This window comes from Pseudomonas sp. MWU16-30317 (genome assembly GCF_020515695.1).
In the GTDB taxonomy this organism is placed as follows: domain Bacteria; phylum Pseudomonadota; class Gammaproteobacteria; order Pseudomonadales; family Pseudomonadaceae; genus Aquipseudomonas.
The window spans coordinates 86,470-113,388 of record NZ_JAIWJA010000006.1 but is presented as its reverse complement, the minus strand read 5'-3'; the positions used below and the strand labels follow the sequence as shown (position 1 = coordinate 113,388).

At 60.9% G+C, this 26,919-nt stretch carries 23 protein-coding genes; 5 read left to right on the top strand and 18 right to left on the bottom strand.

The window, feature by feature from the left end; all coding sequences use genetic code 11:
* Positions 1 to 23 precede the first annotated feature (23 nt).
* The 8 genes from LIX93_RS18080 to LIX93_RS18045 all read right to left on the bottom strand — a co-directional run bounded on the left by LIX93_RS18080 (position 24) and on the right by LIX93_RS18045 (position 9,278).
* The gene (locus LIX93_RS18080) at positions 24 to 974 is read right to left on the bottom strand and encodes an alpha/beta hydrolase (RefSeq protein WP_226505422.1); all 951 of its coding nucleotides are present in this window, start codon (positions 972 to 974) and stop codon (positions 24 to 26) included.
* A 78-nt stretch (positions 975 to 1,052) separates the two neighbouring features.
* Entirely contained in the window at positions 1,053 to 1,943 is an 891-nt protein-coding gene (locus LIX93_RS18075; RefSeq protein WP_226505421.1) for an ABC transporter permease subunit, read from the bottom strand.
* Entirely contained in the window at positions 1,940 to 2,821 is an 882-nt protein-coding gene (locus LIX93_RS18070; RefSeq protein ID WP_226505653.1) for an ABC transporter permease subunit, read from the bottom strand. The genes LIX93_RS18075 and LIX93_RS18070 overlap by 4 nt, the downstream gene beginning before the upstream one ends.
* A gap of 38 nt (positions 2,822 to 2,859) precedes the next feature.
* Positions 2,860 to 4,002 (bottom strand): polyamine ABC transporter ATP-binding protein, encoded by a 1,143-nt coding sequence (potA, locus tag LIX93_RS18065; RefSeq protein ID WP_226505420.1) that lies wholly within the window; start codon positions 4,000 to 4,002, stop codon positions 2,860 to 2,862.
* Positions 4,003 to 4,056: 54 nt separating this feature from the next.
* Positions 4,057 to 5,151 (bottom strand): polyamine ABC transporter substrate-binding protein, encoded by a 1,095-nt coding sequence (locus tag LIX93_RS18060; RefSeq protein WP_226505419.1) that lies wholly within the window; start codon positions 5,149 to 5,151, stop codon positions 4,057 to 4,059.
* 161 nt (positions 5,152 to 5,312) lie between these two features.
* Entirely contained in the window at positions 5,313 to 6,413 is a 1,101-nt protein-coding gene (locus LIX93_RS18055) for a polyamine ABC transporter substrate-binding protein (protein ID WP_226505418.1), read from the bottom strand.
* 90 nt (positions 6,414 to 6,503) lie between these two features.
* Positions 6,504 to 7,871, bottom strand: a complete 1,368-nt coding sequence (locus tag LIX93_RS18050; RefSeq protein ID WP_226505417.1) for an aspartate aminotransferase family protein — start codon at positions 7,869 to 7,871, stop codon at positions 6,504 to 6,506.
* 48 nt (positions 7,872 to 7,919) lie between these two features.
* Positions 7,920 to 9,278, bottom strand: coding sequence for a glutamine synthetase family protein (locus LIX93_RS18045; RefSeq protein ID WP_226505416.1), 1,359 nt, complete (start codon positions 9,276 to 9,278; stop codon positions 7,920 to 7,922).
* A 790-nt stretch (positions 9,279 to 10,068) separates the two neighbouring features.
* Between LIX93_RS18045 and LIX93_RS18040 the strand changes: the two genes are divergently transcribed.
* The 3 genes from LIX93_RS18040 (at position 10,069) to LIX93_RS18030 (ending at position 13,539) form a co-directional block, all read left to right on the top strand.
* Complete coding sequence (locus LIX93_RS18040; RefSeq protein ID WP_226505415.1) at positions 10,069 to 11,445, top strand: glutamine synthetase family protein; 1,377 nt, start codon at positions 10,069 to 10,071, stop codon at positions 11,443 to 11,445.
* Between the two features lie 183 nt (positions 11,446 to 11,628).
* Complete coding sequence (locus LIX93_RS18035; RefSeq protein ID WP_226505414.1) at positions 11,629 to 12,873, top strand: DUF2235 domain-containing protein; 1,245 nt, start codon at positions 11,629 to 11,631, stop codon at positions 12,871 to 12,873.
* Positions 12,874 to 12,909: 36 nt separating this feature from the next.
* Complete coding sequence (locus tag LIX93_RS18030) at positions 12,910 to 13,539, top strand: TetR/AcrR family transcriptional regulator (protein WP_226505413.1); 630 nt, start codon at positions 12,910 to 12,912, stop codon at positions 13,537 to 13,539.
* Positions 13,540 to 13,737: 198 nt separating this feature from the next.
* On the opposite strand, the gene LIX93_RS18025 is transcribed toward LIX93_RS18030, so the two are convergent.
* The 8 genes from LIX93_RS18025 to LIX93_RS17990 form a co-directional block, all read right to left on the bottom strand.
* Positions 13,738 to 13,953, bottom strand: coding sequence for a TOBE domain-containing protein (locus LIX93_RS18025; RefSeq protein ID WP_020291765.1), 216 nt, complete (start codon positions 13,951 to 13,953; stop codon positions 13,738 to 13,740).
* Between the two features lie 29 nt (positions 13,954 to 13,982).
* Positions 13,983 to 14,795 carry an aliphatic sulfonates ABC transporter ATP-binding protein gene (gene ssuB, locus LIX93_RS18020; RefSeq protein ID WP_226505412.1) on the bottom strand — a complete coding sequence of 271 codons (813 nt, stop codon included), beginning with the start codon at positions 14,793 to 14,795 and terminating at the stop codon, positions 13,983 to 13,985.
* Positions 14,792 to 15,583, bottom strand: a complete 792-nt coding sequence (gene ssuC, locus LIX93_RS18015) for an aliphatic sulfonate ABC transporter permease SsuC (RefSeq protein ID WP_226505411.1) — start codon at positions 15,581 to 15,583, stop codon at positions 14,792 to 14,794. Before ssuC ends, ssuB begins: the two co-directional genes overlap by 4 nt.
* 10 nt (positions 15,584 to 15,593) lie before the next feature.
* On the bottom strand, positions 15,594 to 16,748 hold the full coding sequence (gene ssuD, locus LIX93_RS18010; RefSeq protein ID WP_226505410.1) for an FMNH2-dependent alkanesulfonate monooxygenase: 1,155 nt from the start codon (positions 16,746 to 16,748) through the stop codon (positions 15,594 to 15,596).
* 54 nt (positions 16,749 to 16,802) lie between these two features.
* Entirely contained in the window at positions 16,803 to 17,771 is a 969-nt protein-coding gene (locus tag LIX93_RS18005; RefSeq protein WP_226505409.1) for a sulfonate ABC transporter substrate-binding protein, read from the bottom strand.
* Positions 17,772 to 17,854: 83 nt separating this feature from the next.
* On the bottom strand, positions 17,855 to 18,448 hold the full coding sequence (gene ssuE, locus LIX93_RS18000) for an NADPH-dependent FMN reductase (protein ID WP_226505408.1): 594 nt from the start codon (positions 18,446 to 18,448) through the stop codon (positions 17,855 to 17,857).
* Positions 18,449 to 18,645: 197 nt separating this feature from the next.
* Positions 18,646 to 19,284 (bottom strand): peroxiredoxin, encoded by a 639-nt coding sequence (locus tag LIX93_RS17995; protein ID WP_226505407.1) that lies wholly within the window; start codon positions 19,282 to 19,284, stop codon positions 18,646 to 18,648.
* A 299-nt stretch (positions 19,285 to 19,583) separates the two neighbouring features.
* Positions 19,584 to 20,933: an OprD family outer membrane porin gene (locus LIX93_RS17990; protein ID WP_226505406.1), complete on the bottom strand. Its 1,350-nt coding sequence runs from the start codon at positions 20,931 to 20,933 to the stop codon at positions 19,584 to 19,586.
* A gap of 554 nt (positions 20,934 to 21,487) precedes the next feature.
* On the opposite strand from LIX93_RS17990, the gene LIX93_RS17985 reads away from it, so the two are divergent.
* Positions 21,488 to 22,219 carry an SDR family oxidoreductase gene (locus LIX93_RS17985; RefSeq protein ID WP_226505405.1) on the top strand — a complete coding sequence of 244 codons (732 nt, stop codon included), beginning with the start codon at positions 21,488 to 21,490 and terminating at the stop codon, positions 22,217 to 22,219.
* Between the two features lie 649 nt (positions 22,220 to 22,868).
* On the opposite strand, the gene betT is transcribed toward LIX93_RS17985, so the two are convergent.
* Both betT and epsC read right to left on the bottom strand, forming a co-directional pair.
* Positions 22,869 to 24,830, bottom strand: a complete 1,962-nt coding sequence (gene betT, locus LIX93_RS17980; protein WP_226505652.1) for a choline transporter BetT — start codon at positions 24,828 to 24,830, stop codon at positions 22,869 to 22,871.
* Between the two features lie 295 nt (positions 24,831 to 25,125).
* The gene (epsC, locus tag LIX93_RS17975; protein ID WP_226505404.1) at positions 25,126 to 26,064 is read right to left on the bottom strand and encodes a serine O-acetyltransferase EpsC; all 939 of its coding nucleotides are present in this window, start codon (positions 26,062 to 26,064) and stop codon (positions 25,126 to 25,128) included.
* Between the two features lie 231 nt (positions 26,065 to 26,295).
* On the opposite strand from epsC, the gene LIX93_RS17970 reads away from it, so the two are divergent.
* Positions 26,296 to 26,919, top strand: coding sequence for a class I SAM-dependent methyltransferase (locus LIX93_RS17970; protein WP_226505403.1), 624 nt, complete (start codon positions 26,296 to 26,298; stop codon positions 26,917 to 26,919).

Below are 26,919 nucleotides of genomic sequence, written 5' to 3'. Positions count from 1 at the left end.
TTGCCAACATCGATGCCGTTGGTTCACCTACCGCCCAACGCATCTCCAAGAAACCGAAAATACTCCTCCCTGAACTGCGGCAACTCATTGGCCAAGTGATGCTTCGCCTTCGCCAGCATCAGCACCCGTGGCTGATCGAACTTGCTGCTCAGCACCTTCAGGTTGTGCTGCCAATCGACGGTCATATCGGCATCGCCCTGAACAATCAGCGGCGAGCGATGACACACCGGTGCCGCTTCGATCCTCTCCACCCACTTCACCAGCGCCCCCACCCAGGCCGTCGGCAGGCGCAAGGGCTGCAGCGGATCGGCCTGCAGAAACGGCATGAACGCCGGATCGTTGCTGTTCTCGCTGAAACGCCGATCGATGCCCGAGACGAAAGGCTTGAGCAGCCGGTAGCTCAGCTTCGACCACCCCCATGCGCGCGGCCGCACCAGTGGCGCCAACAATATAGTCTGGCCGCCAATCGGCGTGTCCGAGCCGCAGTGCAGCAAGTGATCGATTGCGATGGCGCCACCGGTGCTCTGCCCACACAGATGCCAAGGCTGCGGCAGTTGCAACTGCTCGGCCTCGGCGAACAGCGCGTGCAACACCTGCTGGTAGTGGGCGAAGTCATCGATGCTCGCACGCGGCCCGCTGGACAAACCGTGCCCCGGCAAATCGCACGCGATCACCGCGAATTGCTGCCCCAGCGCCCAGTCGATCACATGCCGGTACAAACCCATATGGTCGTAGAAGCCATGCAGCAGAAACACCGTCGCCACCGGCCGAGCGGGTAGCCACAGCTGAGTGACGATGTCGAACGCCCCTACCCTCATCTGCCCGAGCAGGCGCTCCACCGTGTCGCCGCGATGGGCCAGATCCAGTCCATAGAACTGCTGGTAATAGCGCGCCTGGCTCGACAGCGAGCTGCGCTCCAGTAAAGGCTTGAGACGGGTGCGCAAGGCGTAGGGATCGAATGCAGCGGGGGGCATAAAAAGCTTCCAGAGCGTAACGAACACTGTAGCGAGGGGCTTGCGCCCGATTCGGCGGCAAGCCCCTCGCGACAGGAATCAAGCGGTGTTTTGCGATGGATCACGCCGCGAATCGCGTTTCAGATCGCCGCCTGCAGCGCTCTCCTCGATCGCCAGCTGGATCGCCTTGCGTTTCTGCTGCTCGGAGCGGCGGGTGAAATACCAGACGATAAAGGTGAAAGTCGACACCACCAGCAAAATCAAGCTGGCGACCGCGTTGATCTCCGGCTTCACGCCCAGGCGCACCGCCGAGAACACTTCCATCGGCAACGTGGTCGAGCCCGGCCCCGAGACGAAACTGGCCAGTACCAGGTCGTCGAGGGACAAGGCGAACGACATCATCGCCCCCGCCGCCAGCGACGGCGCGATCATCGGGATGGTGATCAGCAGGAACACCTTCCACGGCCGCGCGCCGAGGTCCATGGCCGCCTCTTCGATGGACAGGTCCAGCTCGCGCAGGCGCGACGACACCACTACCGCCACATACGCGGTGCAAAACGTGGTGTGGGCGATCCAGATGGTCATCAGCCCGCGCTCTTGCGGCCAGCCGATCCACTGCGCCATCGCCACGAACAGCAGCAACAACGAAAGACCGGTGATCACGTCCGGCATCACCAGCGGCGCGGTGACCATACCGCCGAACAGCGTACGCCCCTTGAAGTGCGGCACCCGCGTCAGCACAAAGGCCGCCAGGGTGCCGAGGATGACCGCCGACACCGCCGTGCACGCGGCGATCTGCAACGAACGGCCCACCGAGCTGATCAACTGCGTGTTGTCGAGCAAACCGGTGTACCAGCTCACCGACCAGCCGCCCCACACCGTCACCAGCCGCGAGGCATTGAACGAATAGATCACCAGAATCAGCATGGGCAGATAGATGAACAGCAGCCCCACTACCAGCATGAACCGCGAGAACTTGAAGCCTTTCATATCTTGCCCTCCAGTTCCTTAGCCTGACTGCGGTTGAACAGCACGATCGGGATGATCAGGATCGCCAGCATCACCACCGCCAGCGCCGACGCCACCGGCCAGTCGCGGTTGTTGAAGAACTCTTGCCACAGCACGCGGCCGATCATCAGGGTTTCCGGGCCGCCTAGCAGCTCAGGAATGACGAACTCGCCGACCACCGGAATGAACACCAGCATGCAGCCGGCGATGATGCCGTTCTTGGACAGCGGCACGGTAATCTTCCAGAAACTGTTGAAGGTGCTCGAGCCCAGGTCCGAGGCCGCCTCCAGCAAGCTTTGATCGTGCTTCACCAGGTTGGCAAACAGCGGCAGAATCATGAAAGGCAGGTACGAATAGACAATGCCGATGTACACCGCCAGGTTGGTGTTGAGGATCTCGATCGGCTGGCTGGTGATGCCTGTCCACATCAAAAAGCCGTTGAGCAAACCGTTGTTGCTGAGGATACCCATCCAGGCGTAGACGCGAATGAGGATGGCGGTCCAGGTCGGCATCATGATCAACAGCAACAGGACCGTCTGGCTTTCCTTCTTGGCCGTCGACATGGCATAGGCCATCGGGTAGCCGATCAACAGGCACAGCAGCGTGCTGATAAAGGCCATCTTCAACGAGCCCAGATAGGCATCGATGTACAGATCGTCGCCGCTCAGCAGCAGGTAGTTGCCCATGTTCAGGGCGATCTGCAGCTTGTCGTCGAGGTAGGTGAGGATTTCGGTGTAGGGCGGAATCGCCACGTCGGCTTCGGCGAAGCTGATCTTCAGGACGATGAAGAACGGCAGCATGAAGAACAGGAACAGCCAGATGAACGGCACGCCGATGACCGCCTGACGCCCGTTGGGCAGCAGGCGGCCGAGGCGGCGCTTAAGAGTGGAGTGGTCTGTCATGAGCGCAGTACCACGCCGCTGTCATCCTCCCACCAGACGAACACTTCATCGTCCCAGGTCGGTCGTGCGCTCAGACGCTCGGCGTTGGCGACGAAAGACTGCACCAGCTTGCCGCAGGGCAATTGCACGTGGAAAACCGAATGACCGCCCAGGTAGGCGATGTCGTGGACCTTGCCGCGCGACCAGTTGTATTCGTGGGCCGGCTGAGTGGTGGTGACCAGCAGTTTTTCCGGGCGAATGGCGTAGGTCACACGCTTGTCCTGCACCGAGGTGCTGACGCCGTGGCCTACGTAGATGCTGCGTTCCAGCTCCGGGCTGGCGATCAGCGCGTGGCCTTCCATGTCCTCGATCACTTCGCCGTCGAACAGGTTGACGTTGCCGATGAACTCGCACACCAGGCGGCTGGTGGGGGTTTCATAGATATCGATGGGGCTGCCGATCTGGGCGATCCAGCCCAAGTGCATGATGGCGATGCGTTGGGCCATGGTCATGGCCTCTTCCTGGTCGTGGGTCACCATGACGCAGGTCACGCCGACGCGCTCGATGATCTCGACCAGTTCGAGTTGCATCTGCGAACGCAGTTTCTTGTCCAGTGCGCCCATGGGCTCGTCGAGCAGCAGCAGTTTCGGGCGCTTGGCCAACGAGCGGGCCAGGGCCACGCGCTGACGCTGGCCACCCGATAGCTGATGGGGTTTGCGCTTGGCGTACTGGCTCATCTGCACCAGCTTCAGCATTTCCGCGACCCGGGCGTCGATTTCGGCGGAAGAGATCTTGTCCTGCTTGAGGCCGAAGGCGATGTTCTGCGCCACGGTCATGTGCGGGAACAGCGCGTAGGACTGAAACATCATGTTGATCGGACGCTCGTACGGCGGCATGTCGGTGATATCGACGCCGTCGAGGAAGATCCGCCCTTCGGTGGGCCGCTCGAAGCCGGCGAGCATGCGCAGCAGCGTCGACTTGCCGGAACCCGATCCACCGAGCAAGGCGAATATCTCGCCCTTTTTGATTTCCAGCGACACGTCGTCCACGGCGATCGTCTCATCGAACTTCTTCGTTACCCGATCGATCTTGACCAACACCTGCTTGGGTGTCCGGTCGCCTTCGAGGGCTTTCTTATAGGCGCTGGAGGCAACGGCCATTAACGAGATTCTCCACAAATGGGTGGCCTGCGCCCTGGCGCAGGCCGATAGCTATTACTTGCCGGTCTTGACCTTGGTCCAGCTGCGGGTCATGACGCGTTGAATCTTGGGTGGCAACTCAGTGCTCACGTACATCTTGTCGAGCACCGCCTGAGACGGGTACACGGTCGGATCGCTGTGCACCTTGGCGTCCATGAACTCGATGGATTTCGGCGTCGGGTTGGCATAGCCCACATAGTCACTGACCTTGGCGATCACCTCAGGTTGCAGGATGTAGTTGATGTAGGCGTGGGCCTCCTTGACGTTTTGCGAGTCCGCCGGGATGGCCAGCATGTCGAACCACAGCGCACCGCCCTCTTTGGGGATGGCGTAGGCGATGTTGACGTTCTTTCCGGCCTCCTTGGCACGTGCGCGGGCCTGAAATACGTCGCCCGAGAAGCCCGCAGCCACGCAGATATCACCATTGGCAAGGTCGGTGATGTATTTGGACGAGTTGAAGTAGGTGACGTACGGGCGTACGGCCATCAGCTTGGCTTCAACCTTCTTGTAGTCTTCGGGGTTGGTGCTGTTGGGATCCAGACCCATGTAGTTGAGGACCGTCGGGATCATTTCGTCGGCGGAATCGAGGAAGGCCACGCCGCACTTGGAGAGCTTCTTGATGTTCTCAGGCTCGAACAGCACGGCCCAGGAATCGATGTGGTCGACGCCCAGGGCCTTTTTGACCTTGTCGATGTTATAGCCGATGCCGTTGGTGCCCCACAGGTACGGCACCGCATATTGGTTGCCAGGGTCGTTGGCCTCGAGGCGCTTCATCAGTGCCGGGTCGAGGTTCTGCCAGTTGGGCAACTGCGCGCGGTCGAGCTTCTGGAACGCCCCTGCCTTGATCTGCTTGCCCAGGAAGTGGTTGGACGGCACCACCACGTCATAGCCGGTACGCCCGGCGAGCAGCTTGCCTTCGAGGGTTTCGTTGGAGTCGAACACATCCTGGATCGGCTTGATGCCGGTGGCTTTTTCAAAATCGCTCAGGGTGGTTTCGCCGATGTAATCGGACCAATTATAAATATGCACGGTGGGCGCGGCCTGGGTGCTCAGGGCCAGCGTCAGACCGGCACTTGCCAGCAATGCCTTGCGAAATAAAGAAATAGCCAAGTGGGAGATCCTCTCAATGTGCTGTTGTCAGGCGCCATTCGGCCGGCCGAACTGCAAAAATCGGCGTACCGTACATTTGAAAAACTCTTCCAGCAAAAAAAATTGCTTGTTTACCCTGAATGACCAGGCACCGAAGCGCCTGGCCATTGATCGAATCCGGTTTATTTACCGGTCTTGATCGCCGTCCAGGCACGCGTCATTTCGCGCTGGGTAGCGGCAGGCAGGTCGGCGATGGCGTACAGCTTGGCTTGCACGTCGGCCGGTGGATAGATGCCCTTGTCTTCGCGGATGTCCTCGTTGACCAGTGGAGTCGCAGCCTCGTTACCGTTCGGGTAGGAAACGGCGTTGGAGATTTCCGCCATGACTTCCGGCTGCAGCAGGAAGTTCATGAACTTGTAGGCGCCCTCGACGTTTTCGGCATCCTTGGGAATGGCGACCATGTCATAGAAGCTGCCCGCACCTTCTTTCGGAATGCTGTAGTTGATCTTGACCTTGCCACCGGCTTCGGCGGCACGGGACTTGGCCTGGAAGATGTCACCCGAATAACCGACGGCTACGCAGATGTTGCCGTTGGCCAGGTCAGAGATGTACTTGGAGGAGTGGAAGTAGGCGACGTCCTTGCGAACGTTCTTGATGTAGAGGTTCTTCGCTTCTTCGATCTGCTTCTTGTCCTGGGAATCGGTCGGGTAGCCCAGGTACTTGAGCGCGATCGGCAGCATCTCGGTGGGTGAATCGAGGAAGCTGATGCCGCAGCCCTTGAGCTTGTCGGCGTATTCAGGCTTGAACAGCAGGTCCCAGGAATTGGTCGGCGCGTTGTCGCCCAGCGCAGCCTTGACCTTGTCCGGGTTGTAGCCGATGCCGATGGTGCCCCACAGGTACGGGAAGGCGTGCTTGTTGTCCGGGTCGCTGACGGCCACGGCCTTGAGCAGGTTCTTGTTGAGGTTGCCGTAGTTGCTCAGCTTGGACTTGTCCAGTTCGAGGTACACGCCGGCCTTGATCTGCTTGGCCAGGAAGTTGTTCGACGGCACGACGATGTCGTAACCGGATTTGCCGGCCAGCAACTTGGCTTCAAGGGTTTCGTTGCTGTCATACACGTCGTAGACAACCTTGATCCCTGTCGCCGCCTCGAATTTCTTGGTGGTGTCCGGCGCGATGTAATCGGACCAGTTGTAGACGTGCAGGATTTTATCGTCAGCGTGCGCGACACCAGCGACCACACCCAGCAGGGACACGGCGAGGAGGGACTTGCCAAATTTCTTCATGCGTAATGCTCCAGATTCTTTTAGGTCGATCACGTGTGTTCGAGCGGGGAGCCCCCAACAACCCTTGCGCCCCGCCGGCAAGCCTAGCATTTAGCCATTCACCGCTTCGAGCGTCAGGTCGAGGCATTTGCGTGCCTTGTCGAGCAGCTCGTCAATTTCAGCCTTGGTAATCACCAGCGACGGCGCGATGATCATCGTGTCACCGACAGCCCGCATGATCAGGCCGTTGTCGAAGCAGAACTGGCGGCAGATCATGCCGACCCCCAAGCCTTCGTAACGGGCCCGAGTGGCCTTGTCACGGACCAGTTCGATCGCCCCCAGCAGCCCCAGGCCGCGGACTTCGCCCACCAATGGGTGGTCAGCAAGTTCGCGCAAACGCTTTTGCAAATAGGGTGCCGTTTCTTCTTTGACACGGGTGACTATTTGTTCGTCGCGCAGGATGCGGATGTTCTCCAGCGCCACGGCCGCCGCTACCGGATGCCCGGAATAGGTGAAGCCGTGGTTGAAGTCACCGCCCTCGCTGATGACCTTGACCACCAAGTCGCGCACGATCACCCCGCCCATGGGGATATAGCCCGAGGTCAGGCCCTTGGCGATGGTCATGAGATCGGGTTGCAGGTCGTAGTAGTCGCTGCCGAACCACTCGCCGGTGCGGCCGAAACCGCAGATCACTTCGTCGGCCACGAAGAGGATGTCGTACTTGGCGAGGATTTCCTTGATCTTCGGCCAGTAGCTGTCCGGCGGGATGATCACGCCGCCGGCGCCCTGAATCGGCTCGGCGATGAACGCCGCGACGTTTGCTTCGCCGACCTCGAGGATTTTCTTTTCCAGCTCTTCCGCGGCCCAGATGCCGAAAGCCTCGGGGGTCATGTCGCCGCCTTCGCCAAACCAGTACGGCTGCGCGATATGGACGATGCCGGGGATCGGCAGGTCGCCCTGTTCATGCATGCCCACCATGCCGCCCAGGCTGGCGCCAGCCACGGTGGAGCCGTGGTAACCGTTGATGCGGCTGATGATGACTTTTTTCTGCGGCTGGCCCTTGAGCGCCCAGTAATGGCGAACCAGGCGCAGCACAGTATCGTTGCCTTCGGAACCGGAGCCGGTAAAGAACACGTGGCTCATGCCGGCAGGCGCCAGCTCGGCCACCACCTTGGCCAGTTCCAGCACCGGCGGGTGAGCGGTCTGGAAAAACAGGTTGTAGTACGGCAGCTCGCGCATCTGTCTGGCGGCGACATCTGCCAGCTCGTCACGCCCGTAGCCGATGGCCACGCACCAGAGCCCGGCCATGCCGTCGAGAATCTTGTGGCCTTCGCTGTCCCAGAGGTGCACGCCCTTGGCGTGGGTGATGATCCTCGGGCCTTTCTCCTTGAGCTGCTGGTAATCGCTGAAGGGTGCCAGATGGTGGTCGCTGCTGAGCTCCTGCCACTGACGGGTTTGCGGGTTGCTGGTGACGCTCATTGCAGGCTCCTTGTGAAAGGCCCGCCAGCCAAGGCGGGCCCGCTGCGATCAGACGGCGAACAGCAGGAACTCGCGTTCCCACGAACTGATCACGCGCTTGAAGTTTTCGTGCTCGGCGCGCTTGGCGGCGACGTAGCCGATGATGAATTTGCGCCCGAGGTATTTCTCGATGGTCTTGCTGTTTTCCATGCGTTCCAGCGCGTCTTCGATGGTCAACGGCAGGCGCAGGTTGCGCCGTTCGTAGCCACGGCCATGCACCGGTGCGCTCGGCGCGAGGCCTTCGACCATGCCGATGTAGCCACACAGCAAGCTGGCGGCGATGGCCAGGTAGGGATTGGCATCGGCGCCCGGCAGGCGGTTTTCGACGCGACGGTTCTGCGGCACGGCATCCGGGACGCGCAAGCCCACGGTGCGGTTTTCGACGCCCCATTCGACGTTGACCGGCGCCGAGGTGTCGGGCAGGAAGCGGCGGAACGAGTTGACGTTGGGGGCGAACAGCGGCAGCAGCTCGGGGATGAATTTTTGCAGGCCGCCGATGTGGTGCAGGAACAGCTCGCTCATGCTGCCGTCTTCATTGGCGAAGATGTTCTTGCCGGTGTTCAGGTCGACGATGCTCTGGTGCAGATGCATGGCACTGCCGGGCTCGCCGGTCATGGGCTTGGCCATGAAGGTGGCGGCGACGTTGTGCTTGAGCGCGGCCTCGCGCATGGTGCGCTTGAACACCAGAATCTGGTCGGCCAGCGCCAGGGCATTGCCGTGACGGAAGTTGATCTCCATCTGCGCCGTGCCGTCTTCGTGAATCAGCGTGTCGAGGTCCAGGTTCTGGGCTTCGCACCAGTCGTAGACGTCCTCGAACAGCGGATCGAATTCGTTGGCGGCCTCGATGGAGAACGACTGGCGGCCGGTCTCGGGGCGCCCGGAACGGCCGATTGGCGGCTGCAGCGGGAAGTCCGGATCGTCACAGCGCTTGGTCAGGTAAAACTCCATTTCCGGCGCGACGATGGGCTGCCAGCCTCGGTCGGTATAGAGCTTGAGAACTTTCTTGAGCACGTTGCGCGGCGACAGCTCGATAGGGTTGCCCTGCTTGTCGTAAGTGTCATGGATCACCTGAGCCGTCGGCTCGATGGCCCAGGGCACGAGAAACACCGCGTTCTCGTCAGGGCGGCAGATCATGTCGATATCGGCCGGGTCGAGCAGTTCGTAGTAGATGTCGTCTTCGACGTAATCACCGGTGACCGTCTGCAGCAGTACGCTCTCCGGCAAGCGCATGCCCTTCTCGGCGATGAACTTGTTGGTCGGCGATATCTTGCCGCGGGTGATACCGGTCAGGTCGCTGATCAGGCATTCGACTTCGGTAATCTTGTGCTGTTTCAACCAATCGGTGAGCTGGTCGAGGTTGGCGCTCATAAAGACCTCAGGACTTCAAGAAGCCCGGCCATGGGCGGCGCGGGCGCTGTTCGACGCAGATGCGTCGGTGGGTGCTGCAGAACTTCTGCTTAACGCTCAAGGCTATTAGCCCTGCGCTGAAAAATACGTCATTACCGCGTGTTTTGTGTGACCAGCTGTTGCATGAACAGTGCAAAACCCAGGCCCGAGGCCGCCGCGAGCCGGCCGCGAGCGGCTCTGGCACGGGCCACGCGGATGCCCGGGGATAGGGTAGTATGGTCTGCGACACGAATATTCGCTGCGCCAGTCATGCAGACTTGGCCAATCCAGCGATAGGGTTCTAGAGTGAAAGTGGCGGGCTTGAGCGGGCTGTCAATGATATCGGCCGCAGAGGCGGTCGATGCCCGCACCCAAGCGCATTGCCGGGCGAATCGCGGTGTCGTGCGCCGATGGCGAACGCACTGGGCGTGACGGTAGAAAGATTTGAACTGCAGAGTGCAACCGTTGACGCCGTTCGACGGCCGATGCGACATGGTATCCCCCGTTATTCTTGCTGTTATGGGTTGCCGCCGAGCTTAGCCTTGTTCATTTTTTTCCACAACACCCCGGCTACAAATGTAAATGACCCTGTTCGCGATCCCGGTTATATCGTTATAAAACGCGTCATACGCGCCCTGAATTGCGGCAAAATCGGCTAATCAGCGCTTTTTTAGGGCAAAAGTGGGCTTGCTTGACTTCAACAGTCCTTTCGGATTGACTGAACCAGCTGTAGCCCAATGATTGATATTTTTAACAACAAAGGTGTTGCATCATGTCGGTACCCCCGCGTGCCGTTCAGCTGAATGAAGCGAACGCATTCCTTAAGGAACATCCTGAGGTTCTGTACGTCGACCTTCTGATTGCAGATATGAATGGTGTGGTGCGCGGCAAGCGCATTGAGCGCACCAGTCTCCACAAGGTTTACGAGAAAGGCATCAATCTGCCGGCGTCGCTCTTCGCGCTGGACATCAACGGTTCCACGGTCGAAAGCACTGGCCTGGGCCTGGACATCGGCGATGCGGACCGCATCTGCTATCCGATCCCGGACACCCTGTCCAACGAGCCTTGGCAGAAGCGCCCCACCGCGCAACTGCTGATGACCATGCACGAGCTCGAAGGCGAGCCCTTTTTCGCCGATCCGCGTGAAGTGTTGCGCCAGGTAGTGGCCAAGTTCGACGAAATGGGCATGACCATCTGCGCCGCGTTCGAGCTGGAGTTCTACCTGATCGACCAGGAGAACGTGAACGGCCGTCCACAGCCGCCTCGCTCGCCGATCTCCGGCAAGCGCCCACATTCGACTCAGGTTTATTTGATCGATGACCTCGACGAGTACGTCGATTGCCTTCAGGACATCCTCGAAGGTGCCAAGGAGCAAGGCATTCCAGCGGACGCCATCGTCAAGGAAAGCGCCCCGGCCCAATTCGAAGTCAACCTGCATCACGTGGCCGACCCGATCAAGGCCTGCGACTATGCGGTGTTGCTCAAGCGGTTGATCAAGAACATCGCCTACGACCATGAAATGGACACCACCTTCATGGCCAAGCCTTACCCTGGCCAGGCGGGCAACGGTCTGCACGTGCACATTTCGATTCTCGACAAGGACGGCAAGAATATCTTCACCAGTGAGGATCCCGAGCAGAACGCCGCATTGCGTCACGCGATCGGCGGTGTGCTCGAGACCCTCCCGGCGCAAATGGCCTTCCTGTGCCCGAACGTCAATTCGTACCGGCGCTTCGGCTCGCAGTTCTACGTGCCCAACTCGCCTTGCTGGGGCCTGGACAACCGTACCGTAGCCATCCGTGTACCGACGGGCAGCGCCGATGCCGTGCGTATCGAGCATCGCGTAGCGGGCGCCGACGCCAACCCGTACTTGCTGATGGCAGGCGTGCTGGCGGGCATCCACCATGGCCTGACCAACAAGATCGAGCCCAACGCGCCGGTCGAAGGCAACTCGTACGAACAGAACGAGCAAAGCCTGCCCAACAACTTGCGTGATGCACTGCGCGAGTTGGACGACAGCGAAGTGATGGCGCGCTATATCGATCCGAAGTACATCGATATCTTCGTCGCCTGCAAGGAGAGCGAGCTGGAAGAATTCGAGCACTCGATCTCCGACCTCGAGTACAACTGGTACCTGCATACGGTTTGATTGCTTGCAAATCTCTCTGTGGGAGTGGCTCTGCTCACTCCCACAGAGAGCCAGTGCAATACCTATCATTTCCGAGAGTACAGAGCACTACCGAATCGTCCTACAGTGGCCGGCGACCCAGCCGCCTCTGTCATGCTCCCCCAGCTTTTACGATGCGGCCATCTCACCTGATGGAAGCGCATCATGTCCCACACTATTCCCCCCGCACACGTGCAGCTGGGCGTCTTCTTCGACGGCACCGGCAACCACCTCGCCCACGCCCATAACGACGATGCCAGCAATGTTGCCAAGCTGTTCGCGCGGTACCCGCATGCGCCCGAGCAACACCAGTTGCGCCTGTACATCGAAGGGATCGGTACCGCTGAGGACGAGGAGTCTTCGCTCTTCGCGATGGCGACCGGCAAAGGCAGCCTGGGCTGGGAGGCGGCCATCGGTCGAGCGCACAAAGGCACCCTCGAGCTGCTTCGAGCCTGGACCAGCCAACACCCGGGCCGTCAGATCGACAGCCTGACCCTCGACCTCTTCGGCTTCAGCCGTGGCGCCGCCTGCGCCCGGCATTTCGCCAACGATCTGTGTGCCGGGCCCGAAGGCGCACTGGGGCGAGCGCTACACAAGAGCAAGATCATTGCCCCGGCGCTGCAACGCGCGCCCCTGCGCATCGGCTTCATGGGCCTGTTCGACACCGTCGCGGCGATCATGGGCCCTGGCGCTCAACCGTGCCTGCAACTGCGCGACAACATGGCCCGACGCATCGTGCATCTGGTGGCCGCCGATGAGCATCGGCACAACTTTGCGCTGTCGAGCGCTGGTGCCTATGACCTGCCCGTGCCCGGCGCCCACGGCGATATCGGCGGTGGCTATCCGCCGCTGATGGAAGAACGGCTCATTCTGACCCGCCCCGATGGCAGCTGCATCGCACCCCAACGGCCGTTGGAAAGCGCACCCAGCTATTTGCGCACCGCCGCACTGCTCGACCAGCCCGCGACCCACCCGCCGGACTATGGCTTCGAGCTGCAGATCCGCACCTGGACCAAAAACACCTACAGCAGCACGCGCGGTGACCGTATCGACGCGGTCCAGGTACATGCGGCCCTCGAAGGCCGGCGCAGCGTACGCAACGATCTCTCGCGCCTGTATCTGCAGGCCATGCACCAGTTGGCAGTGGCCGAGGGCGTGCCCTTCGAACCGCTGGCGCAGCCCGCGTACCCTGAGGAACTGCAGCCCATCGTCGCCAAACTGCTGGCCAGTGCCTGCGGCAACGCCACGGCGCCGAGCCTCAGCGCCAGCGAACAGGCATTGCTGTACCGCCGCTACATTCATCATTCGCACCATTGGGGCGCCTCACTGCTGGGACAGACCAGCGACCTGGATGCCGTGTTCGTTCAGCGTCCAGCGCCGCAGGGAAAGCGCCGAATCCTCCCGGCTTGACGCTACAATGCAGCCGCCATGCCCAGGAGAGCCGCCATGAATCGCCCCGCTACCCCCCGCAAGCCGCGCGCCCGCAGCCAGGCGCGGATCGAGTCGATACTGGCGGCGGCGCGTGCCTTGTTGGCCAGCGAAGGGGTCGCCAGCCTGTCGATCTACGGCGTCGCGGAGCGCGCGCAGATACCGCCGTCATCGGTCTATCACTTTTTCGCCAGCGTGCCCGCGCTGCTCGAAGCGCTGACCGCCGATATCCACGCCGCCTTTCGCGCGTGCCTGCAGGCACCGATCGATCATCAGGCGCTGGGCACCTGGCGGGATCTGTCGCGAGTGGTGGAGCAGCGCATGCTGGTTATCTACAGCCAGGACTCTGCCGCACGGCAGTTGATCCTGGCGCAGCACGGACTCAGCGAGGTGATGCAGGCCGATCGGCAGCATGATCTGGAGCTGGGCGCCCTGATGCAGCAGCTGTTCGATCGTCACTTCGAACTGCCACGGCTCACCGACGAAGTCGACGTGTTCGCGCTGGCAATGGAGTTGGGGGACCGGGTGTACGCGCGCTCGGTGCAGTTGCATGGCGAAATAACCCCGCGCATGGCCGAAGAAGGCATGCGGGTATTCGAGGCGTATCTGGGATTGTATCTGCCGCCTTATCTGCCTAAGCGGGCTTGAAGATGATGGCGCGGCAGAAGGACCCTTCGCGAGCAAGCTTTGCTCCCACGGTGGTGAGTCTTACATCCATGGCAACAGCAATGCACCCACAGTGGTGAGTCTTACATCCATGGCAACAGCAATGCCCCCACAGTGGTGAGTCTTACACCTGTGGGAGCAAGGCTTGCCCGCGAAGAGGCCAGCAACATCACCACATCATCACAATTTGGCGATAGACACTTCAGTCGACTTCACGAACGCGATCACTTCGCTGCCTACCACCAGCTCCAGCTCTTTGACCGAGCGAGTGGTGATCACCGAAGTCACGATGCCCGATGCGGTCTGGACGTCGATTTCGGACAGCACGTCGCCTTCGACGATTTCCTTGATGGTGCCTTTGAACTGGTTACGGACGTTGATTGCCTTGATAGTCATGAGCGTATTTCCTGTATTTGAGGTTTGGATCAATAAGCCCAACGCAATTGCGTAGGCAGGGGCGAAGGGGGTTCGGGTTCAGGCGGGGTGCCGGGCAACGACAACACGCGTTTAAGCACTTCAGCTTCCAGCGCCGCCAAGGCATAGGCGCCCCGGGCGCGCGGACGGGGCAAGTCGACCAGCAGATCGAGGCCGATTTCACCCTCCTCGATCAAGATCACCCGGTCGGCTACGGCTACGGCTTCACTGACGTCATGGGTGACCAGCAGCACGGTAAAACCATGCTCTTGCCACAGACGCTCGATCAACTGCTGCATTTCAATGCGGGTCAGGGCATCCAGTGCACCCAGCGGCTCATCGAGCAACAGCAGGCGCGGCTTGTGAATCAGGGCACGGGCCAAGGCCACGCGCTGCTTCTGTCCACCGGACAGCCCTGCTGGCCACTCATTGGCCCGGTCACTCAGGCCCACCGCTTCCAGCGCTTGCAGCGCCTTCGGCCGCCAGTCGCCTTTAAGGCCCAGACCGACGTTGTCGATGACCTTTTTCCACGGCAGCAGACGTGCTTCCTGGAACATCAATCGGGTGTCTTCACGCGCATCGCTCAACGGCGCCTTGCCGGCCAGCAACTCGCCTTCGGTCGGCTGGTCGAGCCCGGCCAGCAGGCGCAGCAAGGTGCTCTTGCCACAACCGCTGCGCCCGACGATAGCCACGAACTGCCCGGCCGGAATACGCAGCTCGATGTCCTTGAGCACCTGACGCGGACCAAACGACTTGCGCAACTTGCGCACCGCCAGGGGAATGCCCTTGAGCAACTGCGTGGAATGTTCGGCGAGAACGGTCATGCCGCACCTCCCTTGACTTGATAAGCCGGGTGCCAGCGCAGCCACACCCGTTCCAGACCGCGGGCCGCGAGATCAGCCAGCTTGCCGAGGATGGCGTACATGACGATCGCCAGCACCACCACGTCGGTCTGCAGAAATTCACGGGCATTCATCGCCAGATAACCGATACCCGAACTGGCCGAGATGGTTTCGGCAACGATCAGCGTCAGCCACATGAAGCCTAGCGCAAAGCGCACACCCACCAGAATCGATGGCAGCGCACCCGGCAGAATCACCTGGCGGAACAGGCTGAAGCCGGACAGGCCGTAGCTGCGTGACATCTCCACCAGCGCCGGATCGACGTTGCGGATCCCGTGATAGGTGTTGAGGTAGATCGGAAACACCGTGCCCAACGCCACGAGGAATATTTTCGCCGACTCGTCGATGCCGAACCACAGAATCACCAGCGGAATCAGCGCCAAGTGCGGGACGTTACGAATCATCTGCACCGAACTGTCGAGCAGGCGTTCGCCCCACTTCGACAGGCCGGTGATGAAGCCCAAGGCGAGACCGATGGTGCCACCGATCACAAAGCCGACACCGGCGCGATAGCCGCTGATTGCCAGATGGGTCCAGATTTCACCGCTGCGCACCAGCGCAACGCCGGCTTCGATGACCGCGCTGGGGGCCGGCAGGATGCGCGTCGACAACCAGCCGACGCTGACTGCCAGTTGCCAGCTGCCGAGCAGCAATATCGGCAGGATCCAGGGCGCCACACGGTGCACCCAGGGATGAACAGGCTTGCTCATTATCTATTCCTCAGCCCTGCGCCGCGTTTGCGGTAGCAGGTGCGTAATCGTTGGCCACCACTTCACCGGCGGCGGTTACAGCGCGCCCACCCGCTGGCAGCTCGGAGGGTGCCACGTCGAGATGGGGGAACAGCAACTCGGCAACCCGGTAGGACTCTTCGAGGTGCGGATAGCCGGAGAAAATAAAGGTATCGATGCCCAATGCCGCGTATTCCTTGACCCGCGCCGCGACGGTCGGGCCATCGCCCACCAGGGCAGTGCCGGCACCGGTGCGCACTAGGCCGACGCCGGCCCACAGGTTGGGGCTGACCTCCAGCTTGGTGCGGTCGCCGCCGTGCAGGGCGGCCATACGCTGCTGGCCCACGGAGTCGTAACGGGCGAGGGACTTCTGCGCCCGCTCGATGGTTGCGTCATCGACGTGGGAGATCAGTTTGTCGGCGGCACGCCACGCCTCCTCGGTGGTCTCGCGCACGATCACGTGCAAGCGAATGCCGAAGCGCACGGTACGGCCCTGACGCGCCGCCTTTTCCCGGACCTGGGCGATTTTTTCGGCAACGGCGGCCGGCGGCTCGCCCCAGGTCAGGTACATCTCGACCTGCTCGGCCGCGAGATCCTGAGCGGCGTCCGAAGAACCTCCGAAATACAGCGGCGGACGTGGTTGCTGCACCGGTTGATAGAGCAGCTTGGCGCCTTTGACAGTGATGTGCTTGCCATCGTAGTCGACGGTTTCGCCTTCGAGCACGCGGCGCCAGATGCGGGTGAATTCCACCGAGGCTTCGTAGCGTTCTTCGTGGGTCAGGAACAGGCCGTCACCGGACAATTCTTCAGGGTCACCCCCGGTCACCAGGTTGAACAGCGCGCGGCCATTGGACAGGCGATCCAGGGTCGCCGCCTGACGCGCAGCCACGGTGGGCGAGATGATCCCGGGGCGCAGCGCCACCAGGAATTTCAAGCGCTGAGTCACCGGAATCAGCGAAGCGGCCACCAGCCAGGAATCTTCACACGAGCGGCCAGTGGGGATCAGCACACCCCCGAAGCCAAGGCGATCGGCCGCTTGAGCGATCTGTTGCAGATAACCATGGTCGACGGCGCGAGCGCCTTCGGCGGTACCCAGATAATGACCGTCGCCGTGGGTGGGCAGGAACCAGAAAATGTTGAGGCTCATTGAAGTTGTCTCCTTATAGATGGGCTCAAGCCGGAACCTGCTCCGGCGCAGGCATTACTGTCCGGCAGCGGCCACGCCAACCGGCGGCGTCCACACCACGTCCTTGATCACCAAAGGCTGAGGAATCAGTTTGAGCTGGTAAAAGGTATCGGCGATTTTCTGCTGCGCCTCGACCACTGCCGGCGTCAGGTACTGGGCACCGAAGCCTTGGCGCTTGACCGAGGTCAGGGTGATGTCCTTCGGCAGGCCCAGCAGCGGCGCGACCTCGTCAGTCACTTGCTCGGGGTTGGCCTTGGACCATTCGCCGGTCTTGCGCACTTCGTCCACCAGGGCTTCGATCACTTTCGGATGATCCTTGGCGAAGGTGCGGGTGGCCAGGTAGAACTGGTTGTTGTCCACCAGGCCGGTGCCATCCTTGAGGGTGCGCGCTTGCAGTTGCTTCTCGGCGGCCGCCTGGTAGGGGTCCCAGATCACCCAGGCATCCACGGCGCCCTTCTCGAACGCGGCGCGGGCATCGGCGGGCGCCAGATACACGGTTTGGATATCGGTGTATTTCAGGCCGGCATCTTCCAGCGCACGCACCAGCAGGTAGTGGACGTTGGAGCCTTTATTGAGGGCGACCTTTTTACCCTTGAGGTCGGCGACCGATTTAACGGTCGAATCCTTGGGCACCAGAATCGCTTCGCTGGTTGGCGCGGGCGGCTCGTTGGCGACGTAGACCAGATCGGCCTTGGCCGCCTGGGCGAACACGGGCGGGGTTTCGCCGGTCACGCCGAAATCGATGGAACCGACGTTGAGGCCCTCGAGCAGCTGTGGGCCACCTGGGAACTCGGTCCACTTGACGTCCACACCCTGATCGGCAAGACGCTTCTCCAGAGTGCCACGGGCCTTGAGCAGCACCAGGGTGCCGTATTTCTGATAACCGATACGCAGGGTTTCGGCCTGGGCCTCGGTTATTGCACCCAGCGCCACCGCCGTGGCAAACAGCGCGACCAGACCACGACGCAACAAGACTTTACGCATTTTGCTTTCCTTCAGGTGTAGAGGTCCGATCGCCGCGATACCGTAGCGGCGAGTACATCAATGGCTACAAGGGGTGTGGCGGCTCAGATGCTCCAGCGAGCACTGAGCAGACGTTCATTGAGCAAGCCAGGGTCCAGGGGTTTCGGGCGGCTGGCGATAGTCTGGTGAAATTCGGTCAGTACCGCTTCAAAGCGTTCTGCCAGGCGTTCTTCCAACTGGGCGGCGGCAGTGCCCTCGCCGTAAGTGATCTGGCTGTCGTCGGCGAAAATGCCTTGCAGGGTTTCCTGGGCCTTGAGCGCCGACAGCACCGGCTTGAGCGCATAGTCGACGGCCAGCAGGTGAGCGATGCTGCCACCGGTGGCAATCGGCAACACCACCTTGCCGCTCAAGGCACGTTCGGGCAGCAGGTCCAGCAGCGTCTTGAGGGCACCGGAGTAGGCGGCCTTGTAGATCGGCGTGGCGACGATCACGCCGTCCGCCTTCTCGACCAGTTGCAGAAAGTCGAGCACTTGCGGGCTGTCGAAACGCGCGTGCAACAGGTCTTCTGCATTGAAGTCGCGTACTTGAAAGGTCACCACTTCGACGCCCTTGCCTTGCAGGGTGTGCTTGGCACGCTCGAGCAATACGCCGGAGCGTGAACGTTGACTTGGGCTACCACCGATCGCTACAACCAACATCGCTAGGCTTCCTTCAAATTGCCGCGGTTCTGTGAACACGCTGTGATGGACGAAACCTTAACAGCTGAATATATATATCCATAAATCATATTTATTCATTTAGTTATTCGTTAACGCTATATGCGATGTTTATCCACTGCCTCACGCTAAAACGGAATAAAAAAAAGGGCGCCGAAGCGCCCTGAAGACCCTACCTGTCAACGGTTCGGTTGCGGCGTCAAACGCAGATACGGTTTGACGGCGCGATAGCCTTTAGGGAAGCGCTTGGCGATTTCGGCCTCGTCTTTGAGCGACGGCACGATGACCACTTCATCGCCGTCCTGCCAGTTGGCCGGGGTCGCCACCTTGTGGCTGTCGGTCAACTGCAACGAGTCGATGACGCGCAGAATTTCGTTGAAGTTGCGCCCGGTACTGGCCGGGTAGGTGATGATCAGACGCACCTTTTTGTTCGGATCGATCACGAACAGCGAGCGCACAGTCAGGGTCTCGCTGGCATTGGGATGGATCAGGTCATAGAGCTCGGACACCTTGCGATCGGCGTCGGCCAGGATCGGAAAGTTGACCACGGTGTTCTGGGTTTCGTTGATGTCCTTGATCCAGCCGTGGTGCGACTCCACCGGATCGACGGACAGGGCGATGGCCTTGACGCCACGCTGGGCGAATTCGTCCTTGAGCTTGGCGGTAAGGCCCAGTTCGGTGGTGCACACGGGGGTGTAGTCGGCAGGATGAGAAAACAGCACGCCCCACTGGTCGCCAAGCCACTCGTGGAACTGGATCGGGCCAACGCTTGAGTCTTGCTGGAAGTCGGGGGCGATGTCGCCAAGGCGGATGGTCATGAACGTGGCTCCTGAGTGGGTGGAGACACTGTGCCTCGCAGCCGCGCGGTTTAAAAGGAATGGATAGTGCCTTGGATATTCCTGAAAAACATAAGTGGAGATCGATGCCGTGATCTCTGCGGGGCGGGCTCTGCTCGTGAATCTCCGCCACCCCGCTGGCATATCTGAGCCCACGCGGTGGATCCACTGGCGCTTTCGCGGGCAAAGCCCTTGCCCGCACGCGACCTTTACCATCAGCCAGAAATAAAAAAACCCGCCAGGAGCACGCTCCGGGCGGGTTTTTCGCTACGCGCTACGACTTAGAAGAAGTTGTAGGTGTAGTTGAAGATCAGGCGAGTCTGGTTTTGCTTGACGGCGGTACCGGCCTTCTCGTTGCTGTTGAAGTAGCCTTGACGCAGCGTGGTACCGAAGCCTTTGAGAGGACCGGACTGTACGACGTAGTCCACACGCAGGTCGGTTTCGTGCTCGGAGCCATCACCGGTATTGGTATTGCGCAGTTCACGAGCGTTCTTGCCGGACAGGTAGGCAGCGGACGCTTTCAGGCCAGGGACGCCCAGGCGAGCGAAGTCATAGCTGTACTGACCGAAAGTGGTGTTCTCGCCAGCTTTGTTGAAGCCGCTGATCAGGGAGTCAGTGAACGAGTAGAAGCTGACGCCGCCGTTACCGGTAGTGGCGCCGGTGCCTTCGGTCATGCTGCCGGAGTTCATGTACGAGAAGCCACCGCTGTCCGAAATACGCTGGTGACCCAGCATGATCGAATGGCCACCAATGGTGTAGGTGAACATGGCGATGCCCATGGTGTTGTCGATCTCGCCATCGGCGCGACGATAGCCACCGTTGCCGTTGAAGGCATAGCCGGATGTGTGGTCGGCGTTCGCACCATCGGCAGTGGTATTGAACCAGCGCAGGTCAGTCTTGAAGGACTGGTCTTTGTCGATCTGATAAACGTGCAGCAAACCCAGGAAGTTCTGTTTGTAGAAGTCTTCCAGATTGGCGAAATAGTACTGCAGCGTCAGGTCTTTGGTGACTTTCCAGTCAGCACCGGCGAAGGTGAACTTGTTGCTGTCCTTGGTCGCACCACTAACGCTCATGCCAGTCCAGTTGCTGGACGCACGACCGCGCTGCTGACCCAACTGACCAGCAGTCAGCGTCACGTTATCGATGTCCTTGGAAGTGATTTGGCCACCCGAGAACATCTGTGGTGCTACGCGACCATCGTTGGCCACGAGGATTGGCAGGTTAGGTGCCAGGGCATTACCCAGTTTCAGCTCGGTTTTCGAGATTTTGACCTTGGCGTTGGCGCCAGCACCGCTGAACGCGTCGTCTGCGTCTTGAGCCTTGCCAGGGAAGAAGCTGTTGTTGGCAGTGTGCTTGTTATCGCCGCCCAGGTAGAACGCCTGGAAGCCAGTCACGTCCAGACCGAAGCCTACGAGGCCTTGGGTGTAGCCGGAGATGAAGTCGGCACGCAGGATGGTAGCCAGTTCGCGCTGGTCCGCGTTGGAGCCAGGAGCTGCTTCACGGTTGTCGTTCTGGAAAAAGAAGGTACGCGAACTGACCGACGCGTGGCTGTCCTCAAGAAAACCTGCTGCACTTGCTTGTTGTGCCAGTGCGCCTACTGCAATGGCCAGGGCCAGACTCGACTTACGCATGTGTTGCTCCTCGAAATTGCTATTTTTTTTGTTTTTGGCGGCAGGGTCTTGTGCCCTGTGATCGTTTGCACCCGCGCAATGTCCACCAAAACTCAAATGTGTGGTCAGCCTTGCGGCGAACTCGGGCCCGCGTCTAAGTTCGGGTCTCCGGGGATGCAGACTAATGAATTTTTCACAATTCACCATAGGACTGTTTTTGAAAAATTAGATCATTTTAGAATAAAGGAATAATTTTTAGCGCTTTAGCCGCATAAAAATAGAACGCTCAATAAGCCATCTTCATGGCAGCAATATGACAATCTCCCATTTTGCGGGCCGAAACCCTGTTTTTTTTGCCGCTGAAAGGATTTTTCCCCGAGACAGCCGAGAGCTTGAAAGTTCCCCAGAAAAGTTGAGAAAAACGGAGGGGTTGAACTTTTCATTATCAAGCTAACGATTTGTGAAAAGGTCGTCATGGGATTTTCACCTCTCCCACGACGACCCAGCGCACTGGCTGTTTATCGAAGGCGCCAAAGCTGGGATGCTGAACGCACATTTACCGCGAGGAATATTCCATGACTCAGAAAGTTGCGATTGTGACCGGCGCCTCCCGTGGCATCGGCGCAGTGATTGCCGAACGCCTGGCCGGCGAAGGTTTGGCTGTAGTGATCAACTACGCCAGCAGCGCGGCAGAGGCCGAAGCCCTGGTGGCCAGTGTTCAGGCCAAGGGCGGCAAGGCGATTGCGGTCAAGGCCGATGTGGCCAGCGCCGGCGATGTGCGGGCGCTGTTCGACACGACCGAGCAACAGTTGGGCAAGGTCGATGTGCTGGTCAACAACGCCGGCATTCTGAAAATGGTGGCATTGGCCGAAACCGACGACGAGCTGTATGAAAGGACCTTCGCGATCAACACCCGCGGCACCTTCAACACCCTGCGTGAAGCAGCGTCGCGAATGAACGATGGCGGGCGGATCATCAATTTTTCCAGCAGCACCGTGGGCATGAACCTGCCCAATTACTCGGTGTACATCGCCAGCAAGGCGGCGGTGGAATCCCTGACTCAGGTATTCGCCAAGGAACTGCGCGGTCGCGGGATCACGGTCAACGCGGTCGCCCCGGGGCCGGTGGCGACGGACTTGTTCTTCAACGGCAAGAGCGAGGAGCAGATCCAGAACCTGGCGAAGATGCCACCGCTGGAGCGCCTGGGCCAGCCGGACGACATCGCCGGTGTGGTGGCCTTTTTGACCGGCCCGGACAGCGGCTGGATCAATGGGCAGATCCTGCGGGCCAATGGCGGCTTGGTTTAACCAGCGTCGCCTCCAATAGAGCGGGTCGCCGTGGGCTATGCGCTGCAACGCACGGCCTCTTCGCGGGCAAGCCTTGCTCCCACAGCGGCGACTGGCCTTAAGCCGTACACCTGTGGGAGCCAAGCCTTGCTCCCACAGCGGCGACTTGCCTTGAGCCGTACACCTGTGGGAGCCAGCCTTGCTCCCAAAGCGGCGATTGGCCTTGAGCCGTACACCTGTGGGAGCCAAGCCTTGCTCCCACTGCGGCGGCTGGCCTTGAGCCGTACACCTGTGGGAGCAAGCCTTGCTCCCACAGCGGCGACTGGCCTTGAGCCGCACAACTGTGGGAGCCAGCCTTGAACCCACTGCGGCGGCTGGCCTTGAGTCGTGCACCTGTGGGAGCAAGCCTTGCTCCCACTGCGGCGACTGGCCTTGATCCGTACACCTGTGGGAGCAAGCCTTGCTCCCACAGCGGCGGCTGGCCTTGAGCCGTACAACTGTGGGAGCCAGCCTTGCACCCACTGCGGCGGCGGGCCTTGAGCCGTACATCTGGGGGAGCCAAGCCTTGCTCCCACAGCGGCGACTGGCCTTGAGTCGTACACCTGTGGGAGCCGAGCTTGCTCGCGAAGAGGCCGGCACTGGCACGCAGCAATATCGTTACCCGCAGTGATCAGCGCACAAGATGCAAGAACTGCAAATGCCGTTCGTACTGATCAAGAATATCGTTGATCACCTGCTCCTTGCTGTAGCCCACCAGATCGTAATCCTGGCTGCCTTCGCTCAGATGCACCTCGGCGCGATAGTAGCGGCGGTTCTTCAACTCACGCGTACCCATGCCGCCACGGGCGAACGACGGCGTGAAGTAACCGCGCATCAGCACCTGATAGATGAACGGCCGTTCCTCGCCATGGCCCACCTCCAGCATCACGCTGTCGGCACTCGGGTCTTCCTGGGTCACCACGCTCAGGCCCTTCTCGACGAACACCGCCGACACGTCGGCAATCGCCGGCCGCACCAGAGTGTCCATCACCCGGTACACCTCGTCCCGCGAGGGGAAGTGCACGGCCTGGCTCAAGCGCTGACGCCAGCCACCACTGGCACGCCGCGAAGTCGACACCGGCGCCAGCGAGTACAGCTGCGCGATCTTGCGCTGCGACTCCAGATAAAACGCCTTGTGCAGCCCCCACATCATCGCCAGCAGGATCAACGAGAACGGTAGCGAGGTCAGCACAACCGCGGACTTGAGCGAATCGATACTGCCGGCGAACAGCAAGCCGCTGGTGATCAGCGCAGTCATCACGCCCCAGAACACTCGCAGCCATTTCGGCCCGTCTTCGTCAGGGCTGCCGCCATGCGCCGACAGGGTCGAGAGCACCACGGTGCCGGAGTCGGCCGAAGTAACGAAGAACACGAAGCTGATGAAGACCGTGACGGCGATCACCGTTTTGCTCCACGGATAGGTTTCAAGCAGCAGGTAAAGGGTCTTCGATGGATCCGCCAACGCCGAGTCACCGAGCGCCGCCATGCCATGGCCAAGTACCAGTTCGATGGCGCTGTTACCGAATATCGACATCCACGCCAAGGTGAAGCCCAGCGGAATCAGCAGCACCCCGAAGACGAATTCGCGAATGGTCCGTCCGCGCGAGATCCGCGCGATGAACAGCCCCACGAACGGCGCCCACGCAATCCACCAGGCCCAATAGAACACCGTCCAGTTGCCCAGCCACTCGCTGGGTTTGTCGTAGGCGTACAGGTCGAAACTCTTGGCTGGCAACACCGACAGGTAGTCACCGACGTTCTGAATCAAGGTGGTCAGCAGATGCTGGGTTGGTCCGGCGAACAGTACGAACAGCAGCAGCGCGACGGCCAGCAGCATGTTGATGTCGGACATCACCCGCACGCCCTTGTCGACGCCGGACACCGCGACGATGATCGCCGCGCCCATCATCAAGGTGATGAGGATCAACTGCACCCAATGGGTGTGGGCGACGCCGAACAGGTAGTCGAGCCCGGCGTTGAGGTGCAACACGCCGAAGCCCATGTCGGCGCCCAGGCCGAACACCGTGGCGATGATCGCGAAGCCGTCGACCGCATAGCCGATCGGACCGTTGATGCGCTTGCCGATCAGCGGATACAGGGCCGAACGCAGCGCCAAAGGCAGGTTGTGGCGATAGGCGAAAAACGCCAGGGCCATGCCGACGAAGGCGAACACACCCCAGCCGTGCAGGCCCCAGTGCAGGAAAACCAACTGCATGGCCTGGCGCGCCGCAGCCTGGGTGCCACCCTCGCCTTGGGGTGGGTGCATCATGTGGGTCAGCGGTTCGGACACACAAAAGAAGAACAGCGTGATGCTGATACCGGCAGCGAACAACATGCCGGCCCAGGACAGATAGCTGAATTCGGGCTCGTCATGATCGGCGCCCAGCTTGAGCTTGCCGTACCCGGACAACGCCGTACCGACCACGAAGATCAGGTACAGGGTCATGGCGGTCATGTAATACCAGCCAACGGTATTGGCCGCCCAGCTCTGCGCAGCGGCCAGCCAGGCCCCGGCAGTTTGCGGGAAGGCGATGACGATGATGCCGAAGAGCAGAATGAAACTGGCGGCGAAAAAGAACACCGGTGGGTTCATGCGGACGGTGGTGCTTGCGGGCGCAGAAGAAACACTCATTGCGGGGTTGGCCTCCTGTTGAACGCGGATCGCGAACCAATGTTTATATTGAACGAGCGTTCAATTAAAACATGAAAGGGGGTCAAGGGCCTAATTGACGGGCCGAGTGGTGAGGTATCGGGCGGATATTTGCGCCGTTTTCAAGAGCCTTTTCGCCGCCGAGCGCGCAGCCTTGCTCCCACAGGTGCGCAATCGAACTGCTCACACCGTGGAGGCAAAGCTGGCCCGCAATAAGGCCGGTACATTCAACTCAAATCTACCTCTGCGTCCCATCGTCATGTTGCAGATTGGCCTGGGTCAGGTTGCTCCCCGCCGGCACGCTGCGGGTCAGCCAGACGTTGCCGCCGATGGTCGAGCCCTTGCCGATGGTGATGCGCCCCAGAATGGTCGCGCCGGCGTAGATCACCACGTCATCTTCGACGATCGGGTGACGCGGCCAGCCTTTCTGCAACTGCCCCGACTCGTCGGCCGGGAAGCGCTTGGCGCCCAGGGTCACCGCCTGATAGATCCGCACCCGCTCGCCGATGATGGCGGTTTCGCCGATGACTACGCCCGTACCGTGGTCGATGAAGAAGCTGCCGCCGATCTGCGCGCCGGGGTGGATGTCGATACCCGTGGAGGAATGGGCGATCTCGGAACTGATCCGCGCCAGCAACGGCAAGCCCGCACGGTACAGGTGGTGGGCCACGCGATGATGAATCACTGCCAGTATCCCCGGATAGCACAGCAGTACCTCGTCGACGCTGCGCGCCGCCGGATCACCGTGGTAGGCCGCCAGCACATCGCTGTCGAGCAAGCGCCGCAAGCCTGGCAACGCCGCCGCGAAAGCCTGGACCAGGCTAACCGCCTGGGCATCCACCGCGTCGTTGTTGCAAGGCTCCTGACGGGTGGCGTAGCGCAACTCGAGCCGCGCTTGCACCAGTAGGGCGTTGAGGGCCGCATCCAGGGTATGGCCGACGTAGAAGTCTTCACTCTCCTCGCGCAGGTCCACCGGCCCCAGGCGCATGGGGAACAGCGCGCCGCAGAGCTGCTCGAGGAGCGTTGCCATGGCATCGCGCGAGGGCAGTTCGCGGCCACCCTGGGCGCCACAGCTACGGCCGTTCTGGCCGCGCCACTGCTCGCGGGCGCTGCGCAGTTGCGCGACGATGTCGTTCAGGTGCCAATGGCCAGCACGGCCTTGAGGGGAATCACTCACGTTGACTACTCCTGTGCTCACGACGGGGATGACACATTACGCCACAAAAGCCTGCGGGCACAAAGCTGCCCTGCCAACGCATCCTTGTGGGAGCGAGGCTTGCCCGCGAAGAGGCCGGTACAGCTTGCGCAAAGCCATCAGAACATCCCCCCGATGTCACGACAGGAAATCACCCGGTATACGTCTGTTGCCCTATGATCTACCCCACTTCACCCAGCCATCGACAGCGCCATGAAACTCGACTCGCAAGACCTCGAACACATCACCACCACGACCCTGAGCAACTACGAGGCGGTTGCCGAAGACTTCCGCCAAGGCACGCGCGACCACGACGTCAGCCAGAACATCGAGGCGCTGTTGCGTCACCTGCAGGGCCCCGCCCCGTGGCACATCCTCGATTTCGGCTGCGGCCCTGGCCGTGACCTGCAGACCTTCACCCGCCTGGGCCAGGTTGCCGTCGGCCTCGACGGCACCGAGCGCTTCGCCGAAATGGCCCGCGCCGACAGCGGCTGCGAGGTCTGGCATCAGGATTTTTTGCAGCTGGATCTGCCTGAAGCGCGTTTCGACGGCATCTTCGCCAATGCCTCGCTGTTCCACGTGCCGGCTCAGGAGCTGCCGAGGGTCCTGCGTCAGCTGCATGCCACCCTCAAGCCAGGCGGAGCGTTGTTCAGCTCCAACCCCCGGGGCGACAATCAGGAAGGCTGGAAAGGCCAGCGCTACGGCGCATATCACGATCTGGCCAGCTGGACCGCGCTGCTGACCGCGGCCGGTTTCAGCGAGCTGGAGCACTACTACCGACCCGCCGGGCTGCCGCGCGAGCAGCAGCCATGGCTGGCGAGTGTGTGGCGCCGCTGA

Excerpts from the sequence above, each read along its gene's own strand:
- LIX93_RS18080 (WP_226505422.1), bottom strand. The coding sequence starts at position 974 with ATGCCCCCCGCTGCATTCGATCCCTACGCCTTGCGCACCCGTCTCAAG.
- LIX93_RS18075 (WP_226505421.1), bottom strand. The coding sequence starts at position 1,943 with ATGAAAGGCTTCAAGTTCTCGCGGTTCATGCTGGTAGTGGGGCTGCTG.
- potA (WP_226505420.1), bottom strand. The coding sequence starts at position 4,002 with ATGGCCGTTGCCTCCAGCGCCTATAAGAAAGCCCTCGAAGGCGACCGG.
- LIX93_RS18055 (WP_226505418.1), bottom strand. The coding sequence starts at position 6,413 with ATGAAGAAATTTGGCAAGTCCCTCCTCGCCGTGTCCCTGCTGGGTGTG.
- LIX93_RS18050 (WP_226505417.1), bottom strand. The coding sequence starts at position 7,871 with ATGAGCGTCACCAGCAACCCGCAAACCCGTCAGTGGCAGGAGCTCAGC.
- LIX93_RS18045 (WP_226505416.1), bottom strand. The coding sequence starts at position 9,278 with ATGAGCGCCAACCTCGACCAGCTCACCGATTGGTTGAAACAGCACAAG.
- LIX93_RS18040 (WP_226505415.1), top strand. The coding sequence starts at position 10,069 with ATGTCGGTACCCCCGCGTGCCGTTCAGCTGAATGAAGCGAACGCATTC.
- LIX93_RS18035 (WP_226505414.1), top strand. The coding sequence starts at position 11,629 with ATGTCCCACACTATTCCCCCCGCACACGTGCAGCTGGGCGTCTTCTTC.
- LIX93_RS18030 (WP_226505413.1), top strand. The coding sequence starts at position 12,910 with ATGAATCGCCCCGCTACCCCCCGCAAGCCGCGCGCCCGCAGCCAGGCG.
- LIX93_RS18025 (WP_020291765.1), bottom strand. The coding sequence starts at position 13,953 with ATGACTATCAAGGCAATCAACGTCCGTAACCAGTTCAAAGGCACCATC.
- ssuB (WP_226505412.1), bottom strand. The coding sequence starts at position 14,795 with ATGACCGTTCTCGCCGAACATTCCACGCAGTTGCTCAAGGGCATTCCC.
- ssuC (WP_226505411.1), bottom strand. The coding sequence starts at position 15,583 with ATGAGCAAGCCTGTTCATCCCTGGGTGCACCGTGTGGCGCCCTGGATC.
- ssuD (WP_226505410.1), bottom strand. The coding sequence starts at position 16,748 with ATGAGCCTCAACATTTTCTGGTTCCTGCCCACCCACGGCGACGGTCAT.
- LIX93_RS18005 (WP_226505409.1), bottom strand. The coding sequence starts at position 17,771 with ATGCGTAAAGTCTTGTTGCGTCGTGGTCTGGTCGCGCTGTTTGCCACG.
- ssuE (WP_226505408.1), bottom strand. The coding sequence starts at position 18,448 with ATGTTGGTTGTAGCGATCGGTGGTAGCCCAAGTCAACGTTCACGCTCC.
- LIX93_RS17995 (WP_226505407.1), bottom strand. The coding sequence starts at position 19,284 with ATGACCATCCGCCTTGGCGACATCGCCCCCGACTTCCAGCAAGACTCA.
- LIX93_RS17990 (WP_226505406.1), bottom strand. The coding sequence starts at position 20,933 with ATGCGTAAGTCGAGTCTGGCCCTGGCCATTGCAGTAGGCGCACTGGCA.
- LIX93_RS17985 (WP_226505405.1), top strand. The coding sequence starts at position 21,488 with ATGACTCAGAAAGTTGCGATTGTGACCGGCGCCTCCCGTGGCATCGGC.
- betT (WP_226505652.1), bottom strand. The coding sequence starts at position 24,830 with ATGAACCCACCGGTGTTCTTTTTCGCCGCCAGTTTCATTCTGCTCTTC.
- LIX93_RS17970 (WP_226505403.1), top strand. The coding sequence starts at position 26,296 with ATGAAACTCGACTCGCAAGACCTCGAACACATCACCACCACGACCCTG.